The 18477-nt window shown below is 68.8% G+C and carries 16 protein-coding genes; 7 read left to right on the forward strand and 9 right to left on the reverse strand.

Annotated features, from left to right (window positions below):
* Positions 1 to 51: 51 nt before the first annotated feature.
* The gene (cydC, locus tag ACVBD7_RS07185) at positions 52 to 1713 is read right to left on the reverse strand and encodes a thiol reductant ABC exporter subunit CydC (protein WP_458096807.1); all 1662 of its coding nucleotides are present in this window, start codon (positions 1711 to 1713) and stop codon (positions 52 to 54) included.
* Positions 1710 to 3305 (reverse strand): thiol reductant ABC exporter subunit CydD, encoded by a 1596-nt coding sequence (gene cydD, locus ACVBD7_RS07190; protein ID WP_458096808.1) that lies wholly within the window; start codon positions 3303 to 3305, stop codon positions 1710 to 1712. Before cydD ends, cydC begins: the two co-directional genes overlap by 4 nt.
* Positions 3306 to 3480: 175 nt before the next feature.
* Here cydD and ACVBD7_RS07195 point away from each other — a divergent pair, with 175 nt between their 5' ends.
* The 3 genes from ACVBD7_RS07195 to ACVBD7_RS07205 all read left to right on the forward strand — a co-directional run bounded on the left by ACVBD7_RS07195 (position 3481) and on the right by ACVBD7_RS07205 (position 5363).
* The gene (locus tag ACVBD7_RS07195; protein ID WP_458096809.1) at positions 3481 to 4371 is read left to right on the forward strand and encodes a polysaccharide deacetylase family protein; all 891 of its coding nucleotides are present in this window, start codon (positions 3481 to 3483) and stop codon (positions 4369 to 4371) included.
* Positions 4372 to 4446: 75 nt separating this feature from the next.
* Positions 4447 to 4776 (forward strand): hypothetical protein, encoded by a 330-nt coding sequence (locus ACVBD7_RS07200; protein WP_458096810.1) that lies wholly within the window; start codon positions 4447 to 4449, stop codon positions 4774 to 4776.
* 62 nt (positions 4777 to 4838) lie between these two features.
* Positions 4839 to 5363: a hypothetical protein gene (locus tag ACVBD7_RS07205; RefSeq protein ID WP_458096811.1), complete on the forward strand. Its 525-nt coding sequence runs from the start codon at positions 4839 to 4841 to the stop codon at positions 5361 to 5363.
* On the opposite strand, the gene ACVBD7_RS07210 is transcribed toward ACVBD7_RS07205, so the two are convergent.
* Complete coding sequence (locus ACVBD7_RS07210) at positions 5360 to 6478, reverse strand: S-(hydroxymethyl)glutathione dehydrogenase/class III alcohol dehydrogenase (RefSeq protein ID WP_458096812.1); 1119 nt, start codon at positions 6476 to 6478, stop codon at positions 5360 to 5362. The genes ACVBD7_RS07205 and ACVBD7_RS07210 overlap by 4 nt on opposite strands.
* Positions 6479 to 6559: 81 nt before the next feature.
* Between ACVBD7_RS07210 and ACVBD7_RS07215 the strand changes: the two genes are divergently transcribed.
* The 3 genes from ACVBD7_RS07215 (at position 6560) to bfr (ending at position 7845) form a co-directional block, all read left to right on the forward strand.
* Complete coding sequence (locus ACVBD7_RS07215) at positions 6560 to 6967, forward strand: PaaI family thioesterase (RefSeq protein ID WP_458096813.1); 408 nt, start codon at positions 6560 to 6562, stop codon at positions 6965 to 6967.
* A 98-nt stretch (positions 6968 to 7065) separates the two neighbouring features.
* Positions 7066 to 7272, forward strand: coding sequence for a (2Fe-2S)-binding protein (locus tag ACVBD7_RS07220; protein ID WP_458096814.1), 207 nt, complete (start codon positions 7066 to 7068; stop codon positions 7270 to 7272).
* Between the two features lie 84 nt (positions 7273 to 7356).
* Positions 7357 to 7845, forward strand: a complete 489-nt coding sequence (bfr, locus tag ACVBD7_RS07225; protein WP_458096815.1) for a bacterioferritin — start codon at positions 7357 to 7359, stop codon at positions 7843 to 7845.
* A gap of 67 nt (positions 7846 to 7912) precedes the next feature.
* On the opposite strand, the gene ACVBD7_RS07230 is transcribed toward bfr, so the two are convergent.
* The 6 genes from ACVBD7_RS07230 to ACVBD7_RS07255 all read right to left on the reverse strand — a co-directional run bounded on the left by ACVBD7_RS07230 (position 7913) and on the right by ACVBD7_RS07255 (position 17062).
* Complete coding sequence (locus ACVBD7_RS07230; RefSeq protein ID WP_458096816.1) at positions 7913 to 9643, reverse strand: ABC transporter ATP-binding protein/permease; 1731 nt, start codon at positions 9641 to 9643, stop codon at positions 7913 to 7915.
* 78 nt (positions 9644 to 9721) lie between these two features.
* On the reverse strand, positions 9722 to 9997 hold the full coding sequence (locus tag ACVBD7_RS07235; RefSeq protein ID WP_458096817.1) for a DUF3253 domain-containing protein: 276 nt from the start codon (positions 9995 to 9997) through the stop codon (positions 9722 to 9724).
* Between the two features lie 106 nt (positions 9998 to 10103).
* Complete coding sequence (locus ACVBD7_RS07240) at positions 10104 to 11240, reverse strand: OmpA family protein (protein WP_458096818.1); 1137 nt, start codon at positions 11238 to 11240, stop codon at positions 10104 to 10106.
* Between the two features lie 230 nt (positions 11241 to 11470).
* Positions 11471 to 12622 (reverse strand): OmpA family protein, encoded by a 1152-nt coding sequence (locus ACVBD7_RS07245; protein ID WP_458096819.1) that lies wholly within the window; start codon positions 12620 to 12622, stop codon positions 11471 to 11473.
* A gap of 214 nt (positions 12623 to 12836) precedes the next feature.
* Complete coding sequence (locus tag ACVBD7_RS07250) at positions 12837 to 13970, reverse strand: OmpA family protein (protein WP_458096820.1); 1134 nt, start codon at positions 13968 to 13970, stop codon at positions 12837 to 12839.
* A 170-nt stretch (positions 13971 to 14140) separates the two neighbouring features.
* The gene (locus ACVBD7_RS07255) at positions 14141 to 17062 is read right to left on the reverse strand and encodes an FAD-binding and (Fe-S)-binding domain-containing protein (RefSeq protein WP_458096821.1); all 2922 of its coding nucleotides are present in this window, start codon (positions 17060 to 17062) and stop codon (positions 14141 to 14143) included.
* Between the two features lie 141 nt (positions 17063 to 17203).
* Between ACVBD7_RS07255 and ACVBD7_RS07260 the strand changes: the two genes are divergently transcribed.
* Positions 17204 to 18388: a pyridoxal-phosphate-dependent aminotransferase family protein gene (locus ACVBD7_RS07260; protein ID WP_458096822.1), complete on the forward strand. Its 1185-nt coding sequence runs from the start codon at positions 17204 to 17206 to the stop codon at positions 18386 to 18388.
* The last annotated feature ends 89 nt before the right edge of the window (positions 18389 to 18477 follow it).

Genomic DNA, 18477 nt, shown 5'->3' on the forward strand with positions numbered 1-18477 from the left:
GCGCAACGAGCGCGGGTGTTGACCTTCCTGTTGCGGCCGAGGGATGTCCTTTCAGGACATGGCCGGCAGGGCCTGCCCGCCGGCGAGGCGCAGGATCCGCATTGGCCGCTCCACCCCGATTAGGCGATGGGTGATGAGGATAGCGCTGCGCCCGCCCAGGGCAGTGTCCAGTGTCTCCAGGAAGGCGCGCTCGGTCGCGGCGTCCAACCCTGCGGTGGGTTCGTCGAGGATGATGACTGAGGCGGGGGAGAGCAGGGCACGGGCTAGGGCGAACCGCCGGGCCTGGCCGCCGGAGAAGCGGGCGCCGGCCTCACCGCAGCGGGTATCCAGGCCCTCCGGAAGGGCGCGGATCAGGTCTGCAATTCGGGCGCGCTCCAGCGCATCCCACAGGCTGGCATCCGGCGCCTCTGGGGCCGCAACGCGAAGGTTGGCCGCAATGCTGTCGTCGAACAGCGTCGCGTCCTGGGTCAGGCAGGCGATGCTCATGCGCACGTCGTCGGCCGTGAGGTTCATGTAATCGACGCCACCCAGGGTGATTTGCCCCGCCTGCGGCGCGGCCAGCTTGAGGAGCAGCGCGGCCAGTGTGGATTTGCCCGCGCCGGACGGGCCGAGAAGGGCGATGCGGCCGCCTTCGGGAAGATCGAGCGCGAGGTTGTCGAAGACCGGCGCACGATCCGGCGCCCAGGCGAAGCGCAGCCCGCGAATGGCGATGGCGTGGCTCTTCGGCGCGTCCACCTGCAGAGAGGCGGGCGGGTCGGGCACCGGCACTGGCTCGTCCGCCGCCTCGAGCAGGCGCCGGGCGCCGGCGCCGGCAAGCGCCAGGGCGGCGCCGGCGCGGGGCAGCGCGCCCAGTGCGTCGGTGGCCGCAAGGACCAGGAATAGCGCAACGACCACTGCGCCCGCCTGCGTGCCACCGGTCGCAAGTCCCCAGGCCAGGGCACCGAGCAGTGCAGCCTGGGTGAGGAGCGAGCCGGTCGCGGCTCCGAGGGAGCCCGCCCGGGTCAGTCGGCGCCGCGCCGCGTCCATTCCGGCCGCGGCGTTCTCGACCCGTGCCAGGGCACGAGGCTCGGCATTCGCGGCGAGGATGTCCTCCATCGCGATCAAGGGTTCGACCGCTTCGGCGCGCAGGGCGCCGGTCGCATTGGCTGCGGTGGCCGCGGCACGGGCCGCGAAGGGAGCAATCAGTACAGGGAGCAGCAGGGCGAGTGCCAGAGGGACGGCAACGATCGCGGCCAGCACCGGCGAGAGGCGACCAAGGATCACGGCCACCGCCAGAACCACGGCCGACGCCGCTGCCATGGGCACGAGAGCGCGGAGGTAGAGCCCGTCCAGTGCTTCCACATCCGACACCAGCCGGCCTAACAGGTCGCCCGAGCGCGTCAGCCCCGGCCCGGCGGAGAGGCGCGCGGAGAGGCGGCGGAAGAACCAGGTGCGGGTGTCAGCCAGGGCGCGAAAGGTCGCCTCATGGGTCGCCATACGCTCGGCCCAGCGCAGCAGCGGGCGGATCAGGATGAGCGGGCGCAGCAGCAGGAGCGACCCGGCGCCGGCAAGGGTGCCGGTCGCGAGGCCCTCCGACACGCCCTGGCCGGCCAGGGCCAGCAGGGCGAGACCGGCTAACGCCGAGGCGCAGGCCACCAGCGCCCCAAGGGTGAGCCAGCCCCCGCGGGACCGCCACAGGCCGAGAATGCGGAGGAGATCGCGGGCGGCGCTCATATGTTGGCCGCCCGGCGCTGTGGCACCACGCGCCCTTCACGCAACTCCAGGACCTTGGAGAAGCGGGCGCGCAGAGCCGCGGAATGGCTGGCGATCACGGCTGTGCGGCCCGTGCAGAGGCGAAGCAGGCTGTCCAGAACCAGCGCCTCGGTGGCGGGATCGAGATGGGCCGTTGGTTCGTCCAGAAGCACCATCGGGGCGTCGCGCAGGAAGGCACGGGCAAGGGCCACACGAAGGCGCTGGCCGCCTGACAGGCCATGCCCGCCTTCGCCCACCACGGTGTCCAGCCCAGCCGGCAACTCGTCCGTAAAGCTGCTGACCTGCGCGGCGCGCGCAGCGGCGTCGACCGCAGCGTCATCTGCATCGGGTCGGGCGAGGCGGATGTTCTCGCGGATGGTGGCGCGAAGCAGCACCGGGCGCTGGGGCAGGTAGGCGATCAGACGCCGGCGCTCGGCAGGCGCCAGGGCCAGGCCGTCCCGACCATTCAGCGCGATCCGCCCGGCATCCGGGGCCGAGAAGCCCATCAGCAATTTCAGGAGCGTGGACTTGCCCGCGCCAGAGGGGCCGGAGAGCACGAGCGTCTCGCCGGGCAGCACGCGGAAGGAGACGTCGTCCAGCGCCATGGGCCGCGCCGGGTCCGGGCGGTGGGAGAGGTGATCCACCACCAGCGTCACGCTCGGCGGCACCTCCTCGAGCTTCAGTCCGGCCGGCGGCTCCGCGGCCAGGATGGGGGCGAGGGCGGAGGCGGCGCCCTGGGCCGACATGCGCTCGTGATAGGCGGTGGAGAAGGCGCGGAACGGCGCGAAGAAGGCAGGGACCAGGAGCAGGCAGAACAGTGCCGCAACCGGCGCCGGGTGGCCGGCGGCCGCCAGGTTGCCGTGACGCCAGGCCAGGCAGCCCAGAACGGCGGCTGCGATCAGCTCCAGCGCGCCGGTGGAGAGGAAAGCGAGGCGCAGGACGCGCATGGTGCGTGCCCGCAGTTCCTGCGCGGCGGCATCCAGCGCGCGCGCCTCCGCTTCCTGCCGCCGGAACAGCACAAGGGTGGGCAGGCCGCGCATGCGATCGAGGAAACGGCCGGAAAGCTGCTGCAGGGAATCGAACTGCCGGCGGCTGGCGACGGCGGCGCCGATGCCGGACAGGGCCATGCCGACGGGCACCATCAGCCCAGCGGCCATTAGGATGATGCCGCTCAGCGTATCGGCCGCCGCCGCGGAAAGGGCGACGGCGAGCGGGGCCGCGAAGGCGAGGGCAGCGGCCGGGATCCAGCGCGCGAAATAGCCCTCCATCGCCTCGACGCGATCGACGACGAGCGCGGCGCCCTCTCCGGCAGGGCGGCTGGAAGGCGGCTCGGCAAGGAGGCGGCCGAACAGGCGGCGGCGTAGGGTGGCGCGGGCAGCCTCGCCGGCCCGGGCTGCCATGGCCTCCTGCGCGACATTCAGGGCCACCTGCAGCAAGGCAAGGCCTGCGGCGCCGGCCAGCGTTCCCCAACCTGCAGCATCCAGGCCGAGCAGCGCGGCGAGAAGGGTGGCCAGCAGCCAGGCCTGCGCGATGCCGCAGGCGGTTCCGGCCAGCCCGAGCAGGATCGGCGGCATCAGGGCCGACCGCCCCTCTCGCGCAGCGGCGGAAAGTAGGGCACGGCCAGGGTCACGGCGGGGGTCTTGGCCGGCGCGGGGAGGCATGGCCGGTGTTCTAGGGCAAACAGGCGGCCGGCGGAATGCGGCACGGCATCTGCATTCACCTCCTGCCCTTTCGCGACGAGGTTCCCCCATGCTCCCGACCCATGGCCGGCACGGCTACCACCCCTGGCGTGGCCGCCCGCAATGGCATTGGCCGGGCGGGCCGCGGCTGGCCGTGTACCTTGGGGTGAACCTTGAGCACTTCGCCTATGGGGAGGGACTGGGTGCCGAGCTGGCGCCCGGCGGGCCGCAACCGGACGTGCTGAACCATGCCTGGCGCGACTACGGCAATCGCGTGGGTGCCTGGCGGTTGCTGGAGACGCTGGACGAACTCTCTCTGCCCTGCACCGTGCTGCTGAACAGCGCCATCTACGATCACGCGCCGGAACTGGTGGCCGCGCACCGTGCCCGGGGCGACGAGATGGCCGGTCACGGACGCACGAATTCCGAGCGCCAGTCCACCATGCCCGAGGCTGAGGAGCGCGCCATGATCGCGGGTGCCACGGCCAAGATGGCGGCCAAGGAAGGAGTGGCACCGCGCGGCTGGCTTTCGCCGTGGATCGCCGAGAGCCATGCGACACCCGACCTGCTGGCCGAGGCAGGGTACCGCTACACCCTGAACTGGTGCAGCGACGACCAGCCGATCTGGCACAGAACGAAGCATGGCCCGCTGTTGGCCATCCCGTACCCTCAAGAGGTGAACGACATTCCCTCCATCGTCGCACGCAAGGATGGCGCGGCGCAGTTTGCGGAGATGATCGTGGAGGACTTCGAGGAGCGGCTGCGCCAGACCCGAGACGGCCTCGCCCAGGTCATGGGCATTGCGCTGCATCCCTATATCGTAGGGCAGCCCTATCGGATGCGGGCACTCCGGCAAGCTCTCGCCCATCTGGCTTCGCAGCGCGACGCGGTGTGGATCACCACGTCAGGCGCCATCTTTGACCATGCGGCCGCGCTGCCGGCAGGCTGCGTGCCTGGCTGAGCCGCGGCCGCCCACGCGCGGCCTCGTGATCGGGCCGTTCCCATTTCGGCCGCATTCCTTGCCGATGCCATGGGGATGACGGAACGCGACCTCTCGGACTGGCGCGGGATTGGCGTCGGCTTTGTGCTCATTCTCTGCACCGTGGGCGGGGCCGCCATGGGCTTTCTCGCGCCGTCCGATTGGAGCCAGCTGGAGCAGAAGGAGATCGGGGCCGTCATCCTCGCGGGGCTGTACGGAGTTTGGGCGCTCGCGCAGCCTTCGCTGCGGCGGGCTACGGAATGGTATGTCGGCGAGGACCAGAGCCGGCATGAATGGCTGAAGAATGTCGCCACGGTGCTTCTCTGCGCGGTGTCGGCAGTGGCCTGCGTGGGCCTTTTCCACTCTGCCCTGCGCTACAGTTGGTGAACCGCCCGATGCAGCCGCACCGCCCACCCTTCGTCGCCTATCCGAACCGCCGCGGAAGCATAGTGCTGATCGCCGGCTTGGCACCGCTGATCTCAGCCATCACTGCCGCGCTGATCGTCCATCCAGCCTCGCCGCTCGGACTGAAGATTTTTGCGGTGCTGGTGGTGACCCCACTGCTGGCGTGGATGGCCATCAATCTGCGACTCGCGCTGCAGAGCCGGCCCCTCCTGATCGTCGACGAGGCCGGGGTGACCTGGAGCCGATGGTCGGAGCAGACCATTCCCTGGGACGCGGTGGAGCGCTGGCAGCGGCGACGCTACCTCATGAGCGATTACGTGACAGTCTGGCTGAAGGATCCCTCGGCGCATCCGCCATCCCTCGTCCAGCGCCTGATGAGCTGGGGTAACCGCGGGCTGAACTTCGGCCATGTGACCATAAGCGGCGGCGGCATGGACCGCAGCTACACCGAGATGGCGCGCGCTTTCGCGGATTTCGCGCCGAAGCCGCCTCTGCCCGACGATCCACGCCTCGCCCGGCGGCTGGCAGCCGCGCGGGCGAGGGAAGAGCGGGGCCGGACGCCGGACTAGAAGGTCACCACGCTCCGGATCGACTTGCCCTCATGCATGAGGTCGAAGGCGTCGTTGATGCGGTCGAGCGGCATGGTGTGGGTGATCAGGCTGTCGATGTCGATCTTCCCCTCCATGTACCAGTCCACGATCTTCGGCACGTCCGTGCGCCCGCGCGCGCCGCCGAAGGCGGAGCCCTTCCAGACCCGGCCGGTGACGAGCTGGAAGGGGCGGGTGGAGATCTCGGTGCCTGAAGGCGCGACGCCGATGATGATGCTCTCGCCCCAGCCGCGATGGCAGCATTCCAGCGCCTGCCGCATGGTGTGGATGTTGCCGACGCATTCAAAGGAGTAGTCGGCGCCGCCGTCGGTGAGGTCCTGAATGGCCTGCACCACCTTGTCGCGGCCGACCTCGTCCGGGTTGACGAAATGCGTCATGCCGAACTTCCTGGCCATCTCGACCTTACCGGGGTTGAGATCGACGCCGATGATCCGGTCCGCGCCCACCATCCGCGCGCCCTGGATCACGTTAAGCCCGATGCCGCCCAAGCCGAACACCACCACGTTGGAGCCGGGCCGCACCTTCGCCGTGTAGATCACGGCACCGATGCCGGTGGTCACGCCGCAGCCGATGTAGCAGATCTTGTCGAAGGGCGCGTCCTCACGGACCTTCGCCACCGCGATCTCCGGCAGCACCGTGAAGTTCGAGAAGGTGCTGCAGCCCATGTAATGCCACATCGGCTTGTTCGGGTTCTCGCAGGAGAAGCGCGAGGTGCCGTCCGGCATCAGGCCCTGGCCCTGGGTGCCGCGGATGGCTGTGCAGAGGTTGCTGCGCTGGGACAGGCAGGTTTTGCAGTTGCGGCATTCGGGCGTGTAGAGCGGGATCACGTGGTCGCCCGGGCGGACGCTGGTCACGCCGGCTCCCACCTCGCGCACGATGCCCGCGCCCTCATGGCCGAGGATGCAGGGGAACTTGCCCTCGGAATCCAGGCCGGACAGCGTGTAGGCGTCGGTGTGGCAGACGCCCGTTGCCATGATCTCCAACAGAACCTCGCCGGGCTTCGGGCCTTCGAGGTCCACGGTCTCGATGCTGAGCGGCTTGTTTGCCTCCCAGGCGACGGCGGCGCGGGTCTTCATGGCCAGGCGGCTCCCCTTTGTCGTGCTAGGGTGGTTCTATCCGGCGCGTTGGGGGCGGGCCAGGGGAGAGAGGGTGTGACGGTGGATGAGCTGACCGCGCGGGTGCGCGACGGGGTGCCGCTCGCCGGCGCGCTGGGCATCGAGGTGCTGAGCGCCGGGCCGGAGGAGGCCGTCTTGCGGATGCCGCCCTCCGCCCTGTCGCTGCGGCCGGGCGGCACAGCATCCGGACCCGCGCTGATGACCCTGGCCGATGTTGGGATTTGGGTGCCGCTGCTGGTTGCGACCGGGGGAGGGGACGATACCCGCACTGCCCAGCTTCAGATCTCCTTCCTTCGCCCGGCCGGTGCCGCCGGGGTGTTGGCGGAGGTGCGGATCGTCCGCCGCGGCAGGAGCAGCCTCTATGCCGAGGTCTGGATGCGCGGGGAGGGGCAGGAGAAGCCCTGTGCCCACGCCACCTCCACCTGGCTACGGGCACCTCAAGATCGATAGGTCCGGATCGGCCACCCGCTGATGAGAATGACTTGCATGAGCCTTCGCAACTGGTAGAACCATCGGGGCCCCGGGGGGGCAGGGGAGAGCGGCTCCGCATGTATGTCTGCATCTGCAACGGCCTGACCGATACCCAAATTCAGTCCGCCATCTCGGGCGGTGCTGGCCGGACCCATGACGTTTATTCCGCCTGCAACTGCCGCGCCCAATGTGGGTCCTGCACAGCTAGCATCCTATGCATGCTGCGCGACCATGGTGGCAAAGGTCAGAGTGCTTCGCATCAGCACGCGCCAACCGCGAATTAGTCGCAAAGGCCTTCTAAAACAAACACTTGACCTCAGCCCGGCGCGGTTCCATCCGGTGTGTCAGAGCACGCGGAGACCCGAACCATGCCTGGCGACCCGAAGGTCATCGAATACCTCAATACCCAGCTCACCAACGAGCTGACGGCGATCAACCAGTACTTCCTGCACGCCCGCATCCTCGGCCACTGGGGTGTGACCAAGCTGGGCAAGCATGAGTACGAGGAATCGATCGAGGAAATGCGCCACGCCGACTGGCTCATCAAGCGCATCCTGTTCCTTGACGGCCTACCCAACGTCCAGCGCCTGAACCAGATCCTGATCGGCCAGTCCGTGAAGGAGGTGCTGGAATGCGACTCCCGGCTCGAGCAGAAGGCCATCGCCGACCTGAAGGACGGCATCGCCCATTGCGAGGCCGTGCGGGACTACGTCTCCCGTGACCTGCTCCTCAAGATCCTTGCAGACGAGGAGAAGCACGAAGACTTCCTGCACGCCCAGTTCACCCTGATCGAGAAGATCGGAGAGGAGCGCTACACCCTTCTCAACTCCGATGCGGCGCCCGACCAGGACCACTGAACAGCATCCCCAAGGGGTGCCGAAGGGGCCGGGGGAGCGATCCCCCGGCCTTTCTTATGTCCGGCGCTCAGGCCGGCACGAGATGCCGGTCCTGCAGCCGCAGCGCGCGATCATGGAAGGCCGCGACCGCCGGACGGTGGGCAATCGAGACAATCGAGGTGCCGGGCAACCTCTCGCGCAGCAATCGGTAGAGCTGCTCCTCGGCCGCGGGATCTAGGCTCGCCGTCGCCTCGTCCAGGAACAGCCAGGCCGGCCGGTGCAACAGGGCACGGGCGATCGCCAGGCGCTGCTGTTCGCCGCCCGAGAGAACCCGCTCCCAGCCATCCGCCTCGTCCAGCCGCGGCGCGAGATGCGAGAGGCCGACATCATCCAGCACGCCCCGAAGCGTCGTGTCGTCGAAGGTCGCCCCGGAGTCCGGATAGGCTAGGTTCCGGCGCAAGGTCCCGAGCGGCAGGTAGGGGCGCTGCGGCAGGAACAGGGCAGGTCGTCCTTCCGGCACCGAGATCTGCCCGGCTCCGTAAGGCCACAGCCCGGCCAGCGCACGGAACAGGGTCGACTTGCCGCTGCCGGACGCGCCCGTGACCAGCACGGCCTCGCCAGGCGCGACCGTGAGCGCCCCATTGTCCAGCAGTGGACGGCCGTCGGGCAGGGACAGGTCGAGATTGCGCGCCGAAAGCCCATCTTCGGCGTAAGAGGCGACTACGGGACCTTCCCGCGTCGTGGCTTCCGCTGTGGCTATGGCGGCCTCGAAGCCGGTCAGGCGCTGTACCGTCGCCCTCCAGGACGCGACTTCTGTGTAGTTCGTCACCAGCCAAGAGAGGGATTCCTGCACCGAGCCGAAGGCGGAGGAGGTCTGGATCAGCGCGCCCAGAGGGATGCGCCCGGCGAAGAAGTTCGGTGCAGCGACGACGAGTGGAAAGATGCTCGCCACCTGCCCAAACCCTGCAGTGAAGAAGGACACCTGCTTCGTCGCGTTCATCATTGCGCGCCAGTTGCCGATGACAGCGCCGAAACGGTCAGTCAGCCCACGCCGCTCCTCCTCTTCGCCGCGATGGAGCGCAATGCCCTCCACGTTGTCGCGCACGCGAACCAGCGCGTAGCGGAAATCGGCCTCCACCTTTTCCTGTAGGAAGTTCAGCGGGATGAGCTTGCGGCCGATGAGATGCGTGATGAGCGTGCCAACGAGTGAATAGGCCAGCGCCACCCAGACGAGGTAACCGGGGATCTGCATCCCGAAGACGGTGATGCCCTCCGACAAGCCCCAGAGCACCACAATGAAGGACATCAGCGTCACGACTGCCCGCATCAGACCGAGGCCGAGCGTCAGCGTGCTGTCTACGAACAGCCGCGCGTCGTCCGCGATGCGCTGGTCTGGATTGTCCGCCCCGCGGTCACGGAGCGAGAGGCGGTAATAGGCGTGATGGCCCATCCAGCGCCGCATCAGCGAGTCCGTCAGCCAGGCGCGCCAGCGAATCTGCAGCGCCTGCTTCAGGTACAGGGCATAGACCGCGACGAGAATGTAGAGCGCAGCGATGATGCTGAAGCCTGGCATGAAGCCGATATCGTCCGTCGGCGCGCCGAGGAGGAGAAGGTTGATGAACCCACCCCAGTCCTTCGTCTCGAGCGTGTTGTAGAAGCCGCGCTGCCAGTAGGTGAGGAGCACGTTCATCGCGACGAGCCCGAGGTTCAGCACCACGACCACGGCCAGCAGCCCGCGGGCGGCCCAGCGGTGCTCACCATTCCAGAAGGGGCGGGAGAGCGCCCAGGCGTCGCGGATGGCGGCGAGGGAGTTTCGCATCGGCGGGGATCCGGCTCGGTTCTGGCCGGTGAGTGTCCCCTGAGGCCGGGCTCGGTCAATGGGCGCCCAGCAGGCTCCTCAGCCCTCTGCAGGCGGCGCTGTGGGTGCGCGCAGGCGGATCACGCCGCGCACTGCGTCCAGCTCGGCGGGTTTGCCCTTGCGCAGCACCTCGATGCGGCCCTCGCGCGCAAGGACCACGGCAGCCTTGCGGATCGGGCCGAGAATGGACTGCCATCCCTCGGGCTGCAGCGCCTGGGCGACGTCACCGGGTGAAATGCTGCGCCCCGGCGGCTGAGCAGCGAGTTGTCGCAGGATCTCGGCCTCGATGGCCGCGTGGTCAGGTCGGGATGTCATGGGCACGGGTTACGCGCGTTGTGCGGCCAGGGGAACCGCCATCGAAAAAGGGGCGGGACCCTTCGGCCCCGCCCCCATCCAGTTCCCTCGCGGGAGGTCGTGCCTCTTAGCGCAGGACGATCTCGACGCGGCGGTTCTGCGGCTCGCGCACGCCATCGGCGGTCGCGACCAGCGGACGGCTCTCGCCGAAGGCCTGCACAGAGATCTGGCCACGGCCAACACCCTGCCGGGTCAGCTCGGCCGCAACTGCCTCGGCGCGGCGCTGCGACAGGCGCTGGTTGTACTGCGGCGTGCCCGAGCGGTCGGCGTGGCCAGCCACTTCGATGCGCGTCGTGCCGGTGGAGTTCACCGCCTGGGCGGCCTCGGCGATGATCTGGCGGGCGCGGTCCGTCAGGTCAGCGCGGTCGAAGTCGAAGAACACCAGGTAGGTGCGGGCCGGGGCCGGGGCGGCTGCAGCGGGCGCCGGAGCGAAGGCGGCGACAGGCGCCGGGCGCGGCTGGTTGAAGGCGTAGCGCAGGCCGATCAGGGCGGAGTGGTTATAGTTCTCGGAGCGCGTACCGCCACGGCCGACCGTGAAGCTGCCGCCACTGCTGGTCGTGTCGATGCTGTGCTCGAGCGTGCCGAGGAAGCGGTACTCGGTCGTCAGCGTCAGGCCAGGCACGCCAAAGCGGGTGAGCGGAAAGGCAAGGCCCGCAATGCCCTGATAGGCGAAGCGTCCGTCTGTGCCGCTGTCGCGGATGCGGGCGCCACCGGCACCTGGGAAGGTCAGGCCCACATTCTCGAACTCGCGCCAGATGTAGCCGATGCCGGCACCGATATAGGGCTGGACGTAGCTCGGCACGCCGAACTGGGCCAGGTCGAGGTCGTAGAACAGGTTGCCCATCACGCCGTAGCTGCGCGAGGTGCCCTCGACGCGGCTGGTGGTGATCCCGTTGAAGCCGCGGATCTTGTCCACGTCGTTCTCGCGGTAGTTGCCCTCGACCTCGGCGCGCAGGCCATTGCCGAAGCCCCAGCCGAGGCTGCCGACGACGGCCCAACCGGTCTCGAAGCCGACCTTGCCGCGCGGGTTGACGCCGCGGACGCGGAGTTCTTCGGCGAGTGGGCCGGTGGCCGCGATGTTGGACTCCTGCAGCCAGTTCGCGCCGGCGCCGACGCCGATGTAGAGGCCGGAAACAGGCTGAGCCTGCGCAGCCACTGGCATGGCGAGGATAGTCGCGGCGAGGAGGCCCTTGCGGAGCGACATGTGCAAAATCCTTAGAATTGATGGGTAGTCAGAGGCGGGCGGCGCCTAGTTGAGCCCTGGGCCCTGTCCGAACATTCACCTGCGTTTAGACCAGCCCGAATTCACTCTTTTCCGGGAAGGCGCTGTGCCGTTCGGGCGACAGTTCCAGTCGCTTGTCAGTACGAAAAGCAGAAAGGGGCGGGACCTTTCGGCCCCGCCCCATCCAGTTCCCTCGCGGGAGGTCGTGCTGCTTAGCGCAGGACGATCTCGACGCGGCGGTTCTGCGGCTCGCGCACGCCATCGGCGGTCGCGACCAGCGGACGGCTCTCGCCGAAGGCCTGCACAGAGATCTGGCCACGGCCGATGCCGCGGCGGGCGAGCTCGGCGGCAACCGCCTCGGCGCGGCGCTGCGACAGGCGCTGGTTGTACTGCGGCGTGCCCGAGCGGTCGGCATGGCCGGCCACTTCGATGCGCGTCGTGCCGGTGGAGTTCACCGCCTGGGCGGCTTCGGCGATGATCTGGCGGGCGCGGTCCGTCAGGTCAGCGCGATCGAAGTCGAAGAACACCAGGTAGGTGCGCGCCGGTGCCGGCTGAGCGGCAGGCGCCGGAGCAAAGGCGGCGACCGGCGCCGGGCGCGGCTGGTTAAAGGCGTAGCGCAGGCCGAGGAAGATCGAGTGGTTCTCGGCACCGTCAGCCTTGAAGCGACCGCGGCCTTCCGGAACGGTGGCGCCGCTCGGCGTCACGACACGGCCATCCAGCTTCGGCTCAAGCGTGCCCATGTAGCGATACTCGAGGGTCAGCGCGAGGCCGGGAGCCGCAGAGATCGGCAGGGCGAGGCCCGCGATGCCCTGGTAGGCGAACTTGCCGGCCGTGTCGTCGATCAGCACGGAGTTGGCGCCGGCCGGGAGGCGAGTGGCGCGCACGCCGTCATACTCGGTCCAGACGTAACCGGCGCCGGCGCCGATGTAGGGCTGCACAGGGAAGCCGGGGATGACGAAGTCGTAGAAGGCGTTCGCCATCACGCCGTACTGGCGGATGGTGCCGTCCGTGTTGCGGAAGGCGCGCGTGGTGTTGGCGCTGCCGAAGCCACCGATCTTGTCGACTTCGTTCTGGCGGTAGTTGCCCTCGATCTCAGCGCGGACGCCATTGCCGAAGCCCCAGCCGAGCGAGGCAACCCCACCCCAGCCGATCTCCTGCCGCGTCTCACCGTAGGAGCTGGTGCCGATACGGTTGAAGTAGTTGCGGTTGCCGCCCTGACCTTCGAGGTCGCGGTCCATCAGGAAGTTCACGCCGGCGCCGCCGGCAATGTAGAGGCCCGAAACGGGCTGGAACGGGGCCTGGGCCATCGCGGTCGCCGGCATCGCGAGGACGGTGGCGGCCATAAGGGCCTTGCGGAACGACATCAGAAACATCCTTCGTGTGGGGACGAGCCGCGATTTGGACGGCACGACCAGAAGCCGAAATGCCGTCACGGGTTTGGTCCTGCAACGCACACTCTTGTCATAGAATACCTCTGTGACGGGGAAGCCACAGTTTCTTTGCGAACCCGAACTGAAGAAGGGGGCGGGACCTTTCGGCCCCGTTCCCATCCAGTTCCCTTGCGAGAGGTCGTGCCTCTTAGCGCAGGACGATCTCGACGCGGCGATTCTGCGGCTCGCGCACGCCATCGGCGGTCGCGACCAGCGGACGGCTCTCGCCAAAGGCCTGCACAGAGATCTGGCCACGGCCAACACCCTGACGCGTCAGCTCGGCGGCAACTGCCTCGGCGCGGCGCTGCGACAGGCGCTGGTTGTACTGCGGCGTGCCCGAGCGGTCGGCGTGGCCAGCCACTTCGATGCGCGTCGTGCCGGTGGAGTTCACCGCCTGGGCGGCCTCGGCGATGATCTGGCGGGCGCGGTCCGTCAGGTCAGCGCGGTCGAAGTCGAAGAACACCAGGTAGGTGCGGGCCGGGGCCGGGGCGGCTGCAGCGGGCGCCGGAGCGAAGGCGGCGACAGGCGCCGGGCGCGGCTGGTTAAAAGCGTAGCGCAGGCCCAGCATCGCCGAGTGGTTGAAGTTCTCCATCGATGCGCTGGTGCGCGTCACCCGGCCCGTGAGGGTCTGCGTCTGCGTGCCGTTGAAGCGCGGCTCGGTCGTGCCGAAGAAGCGGTACTCGGCGGTCAGGCTCAGCCCCGGAACGCCGAGCGGAAAGGCCGCGCCAGCGATGCCCTGGAAGGCGAACACGTCGTCGGAGTCGTCGACGCGCGCGATCTGGGAGCGGCTCGGGCGGAAGTCCGCGCGCACATTGTCCTGATTCACATGGGACCAGCCCACACCACCGCCGATATAGGGGGTGAAGATCGGCTCGGCCCAACCGAAGCGCCGCAGGTCCATGTCGAACAGCACGTTCACCATGGCGCCGGCCTGCCAGAGCTTGCCCTCGTTTATGCGGCTGAAACGGCCCGCAGCAAGGGCGCTGTGGAAGTCGTTCTGGCGATAAAAGCCCTCGATCTCCGTCCGCAGGCCGTTGCCGAAGCCCCAACCGATCGAAGCGGCGCCGACAAAGCCGTTATCCCAGTTGACCTCGGAGCGAGTCGGAAGGCCCGCGGCGCGGGCGGACGCGCCGGCGCTGCCGCCCAGGTCGTCCTCGGTGCCCTGCAGATAGTTGTAGCCGGCGCCCCCCGCGATATAGAGCCCGGAAACCGGCTGTGCCTGAACTGCGGCAGGCACAGCCAGGATCGTGGTTGCGAGGAGGGCGGTGCGGAGGCGAGACATACGTCCAAGATCCTTCGTGGATTCGCGCCGTGGTTGCGGCTTGCACCCTCTCTACCCTCGGTTGCCGACATTCCGGTATGGGCCCCGAGACCATCCCGGTCTGCGCTTCAACGCTGTTGCTGCGCTGCAACAGATCGCAAGGCCGGAGCAGCTGAAGGCCAGCCCGGCCGCTAGCGGCCGGACGCGATCGCCATGTCGAGCACACGGACGCTGTGCAGTGCCTCGCGCCCCGTGAGATCCGCGATCTGATGGCGGCAGGACGTGCCATCGGCCACGATCAAGTCCTCCCCGGGCGCAGCGCGGACCGCCGGCGCAAGGGACAGCTCACCCATTGCCTTCGACGCTTCAACCCGACGCGCGTCATAGCCGAAGGCCCCGGCCATGCCGCAGCAGGACGAGGTGATGGGCTTCACATCGAGTCCCGGCACCGAGCGCAGCACCTTCACGGCCTCGGGGAAGGCACCGAAGGCCTTCTGATGGCAGTGGCCGTGGATGTGGGCCGCGGGGGCCACCTGCTTCAGCGGCAACTCCGCCTTCTCGCGCATCAGGAACTCCGAGAGCAGCAGCGCGCGATCAGCGAGCCGGTCCGCGGCCTCCCCGGGCAGCAGCGACTTGAACTCGTCGCGCAGCGTGAGGAGGCATGAGGGCTCCAGTCCCACCACCGGCAGGTCTGACCCCGAGAGCGCATCTATCGTCCGCCGCGCCTCGGCGCGCGCCTCGTCCACCATGCCCGCGGCGAGATAGGTACGGCCGCAGCAGAGCGGCCGCGTGCTGTCCGCGGCGCGCGGTGAGACGGCGCGGTAGCCGGCGGCCCGCAGCACGCGGCGCGCGGCGTGCAGATTCTCTGGCTCGAAATAGCGATTGAAGGTGTCGGCGAGCAGCAGCACATCGCCGCGCGGGGCAGGGGCGTCTTCCGCCACGTCCCGGAAGGGGCGGGACGCGAAGCGGGGCAGGGCGCGGTCTTTCGAGAACCCCAGAACCCGCTCCCCGATCGCTCGCGCGCCTGGCACCCATTCCCGCGCATTCGCCAGGAAGGGCGCGTGCGACGCCATCGGCGCCCAACGCGGCAGGGCGGCGATGAGGCGGTCCTTGGCCGAGACACCGTGCTTCTTTGCGCGGGCGTACTGCACCTCGATCTTCATCTTCGCCATATCGACGCCCGTCGGGCACTCCCGCTTGCAGCCCTTGCAGGAGACGCAGAGGGACATCGCCTCCGCGACCTCGTCGGAGGCCAGCGCATCGGCGCCGAGCTGCCCGGTCAGCGCCAGGCGCAACGTGTTCGCGCGGCCGCGCGTCAGGTCCCGCTCGTTCCGCGTGGCGCGGAAGCTCGGGCACATGACATTGGCGTCGAACTTACGGCAGGTGCCGTTGTTGTTGCACATCTCAACGGCTGCCAGGAAACCGCCCTGCGGCCCGGGCCAGGCAGACCAGTCCAGCACCGGCGTCACCGCGGGATCGGCTCCGTAGTCCGGCGGGTAGCGGAACAGGGTCCGGTCATCCATGGCGGGCGCGCGCACCACGCGGCCCGGGTTCATCAGCCCGGCCGGATCGAAGGCGTCCTTCACCGCCTCGAAGGCGCGGACGATGCGCGGGCCGTACATCTCCTCGTGGAACTCGGAGCGGACGATGCCGTCGCCGTGCTCGCCGGAGTGGCTGCCCTTGTACTCGCGGACGAGGGCGAAGCACTCCTCGGCGATGGTTCGCATCCGGCGCACGTCCTCGCCATCCTTCATGTTCAGCACGGGGCGGACATGCAGGCAGCCGACCGAGGCGTGGGCGTACCAGGTGCCCTTGGTGCCGTGGCGCTCGAACACCTCGTTCAGCCGCTCGGTGTAGTCGGCCAGATCCTCCAGCGGCACGGCGGTGTCCTCGATAAAGGAAACAGGTTTCCCATCGCCCTTCATGGACATCATGATATTCAGCCCGGCCTCGCGCACCTCGGCGACTGCGGCCTGGAAGCCGGGGTCGATGCACTCCACCAGGGCGCCGGGATAGCCGAGATCGGCCATCATCTCCTCCAGGCGCTTGAGATCGCGGGCGAGGGCCGCGTCCTCATGCCCGTGGAACTCGACAATGAGTAGGCTGTCCGGCTCGCCCTTCACCATGCGATCGATGGTCGGGCGGTAGATGTCGATAGAGCGTCCAAGATCGATCATCGTCCGATCCACCAGCTCCACCGCCTCGGGGTTGAGGGTGACGAGGTGCTGCGAGGCGGCCATGGCGGCACGGAAGGTCGGGAATTGGCAGATGCCGAGCGCCTTGCGCGGCTTGATCGGCCAGAGCTTGAGATCGAGCCCTGCGGAGAAGGCCAGCGTACCTTCACTGCCTACCAGGATGCGGGCGAGATTGCCGCGGCCGCCTGCGCGCGCCTCGGGCGTGAGCGCTTCCAGGTTGTATCCGCCGACCCGGCGCAGGACCTTGGGGAAGCGCGCCGCTATCTCGGCCGCCTCAGCCGCGCCGAGCGCGCGTAACCGGTTCACAATCTCCGCCACGCCGCCCGGCACGCCCTCGCCAAGGTTCTCGGGCGGATCGCCGAAGGTGAAGCGCTCGCCCCCGGGCAGCAGGGCGTCGATGGCCAGCACGTTATCTGCCATCAGGCCGTAGCGGATCGACTTCGAGCCGCAGGAGTTGTTCGCGGCCATGCCGCCAATGGTGCAGCGCGCCCAGGTGGAGGGATCGACGGGGAAGAACAGCCCATCCTTCTTCAGCGCGTCGTTCAGCGCACCGAGAGCAATGCCGGGCTGCACCGTGGCCCGCATCGCCGCCTTGTCCACCAAGACCAGGTTCCGCAGGTGACGGCTGCAATCCAGCACAAGCGCCCGGTTCACCGTCTGCCCGCACTGGCTGGTCCCGCCGCCACGCGGCAGCACGGGCACGCCCTCCTCCCGGCAGATCGCCATGGCGGCGGCCACGTCCTCGACCGTGCGGGGGACCAGCACGCCCACGGGTTCGACCTGGTAGATGCTGGCATCCGTCGCGTAGCGGCCGCGGTCGCCGGCGCCGAACAGGACCTCGCCTTCCGTCTCCCGCTTCAGACGGGCGGCAAGGCGGCTGTCGCCGGGGGCGATGCGGGACCGTGTGATGGCATTCATTCGGGCGTCTCCTGCGGGCGGCAATTTAGCCGAGCCGGCCCGGGACGTCGCATCCATAATCCTCATCAATGGAACCTGCCGAACTCATTGGCGCTGCGCGGGGCAGGGCGCTAGACCGGGCGGAAGACGCGGAGGACGCCCATGGCCTACTACACCTCACGGCCCGAGAACGGCCGGCACTTCCTGCAGATCCCCGGCCCGACCAACGTGCCGGACCGCGTGCTGCGGGCACTCGACAACCCGACCATGGACCATCGCGGCCCGGATTTTGGCGTGCTCGGCAAGCGTGTGCTGGAAAAGCTGAAGCCCGTCTTCGGCACTCACGGCCCGGTTATCATCTTCCCATCCTCAGGCACCGGCGCCTGGGAAGCGGCGCTGGTGAACACCCTTTCCCCCGGTGATACGGTGCTCATGTGCGAGACGGGCTGGTTCGCCCATCTCTGGCGCGAGATGGCCGAGCGCCTCTCGCTCAAGCCCCGACTGCTGGAAACCGATTGGCGTCAGGCCGCCGACGTTCCGGCCATCGAGGCCGCGCTGCGCTCCGACAAGAGCCACGAGATCAAGGCCGTTTGCGTCGTCCACAATGAGACGAGCACCGGCTGCACCTCCCGCATCGATGAGGTCCGGCGCGCGATGGATGCGGCGGGCCATCCGGCGCTGCTGCTGGTGGACACCATCTCCTCCCTCGGCTCCATCGAGTTCCGGCACGACGACTGGGGCGTGGATGTCACCGTGTCAGGTAGCCAGAAGGGGCTGATGCTGCCCCCCGGTTTGTCCTTCAATGCGGTGTCTGAGAAGGCTCTGAAGGCGAGCGAGACGGCCAGGCTTGCCCGCGCTTTCTGGGACTGGAAGCCGATGCTGGCCTCCAACGCCACCGGCTACTTTCCCTATACCCCGGCCACCAACATGCTTTACGCGCTGGACACCGCGCTCGACATGTTGGCCGAGGAGGGACTGTCCAACGTCTATGCCCGCCACGACCGCCACGCTGAGGCGACGCGCCGGGCCGTCCGTGCCTGGGGCTTGGAGGTGCAGTGCACCGAGCCCCGCCACTTCTCCTCCGCCCTCACCGCCGTGCGGGTGCCCGAAGGCCATTCGGCTAACGGTCTTCGCGCGGCGATCCTGGAGCGGTTCGACATGTCGCTGGGCAATGGCCTGGGCCGGTTGAACGACCGGATCTTCCGTATCGGCCATCTCGGTGCCTTCAACGACCTCTCGCTACTCGGCACGCTGGGCGGGGTGGAGATGGGGCTGCGGGTGGCCGGGGTGCCGCATCAGTCAGGCGGCGTGGATGCGGCGATGGACTATCTCTCCGGCAATGCCTGAGGCAGCGGTCCTGACAGTCGGTTGAGCCGGGGACCGGCGGGCTTGCCCCTGCCTGTCCCACGCCGGACAGTCCGGGAAGATCAATGCGG

It is taken from the genome of Roseomonas sp. WA12, from assembly GCF_054165765.1.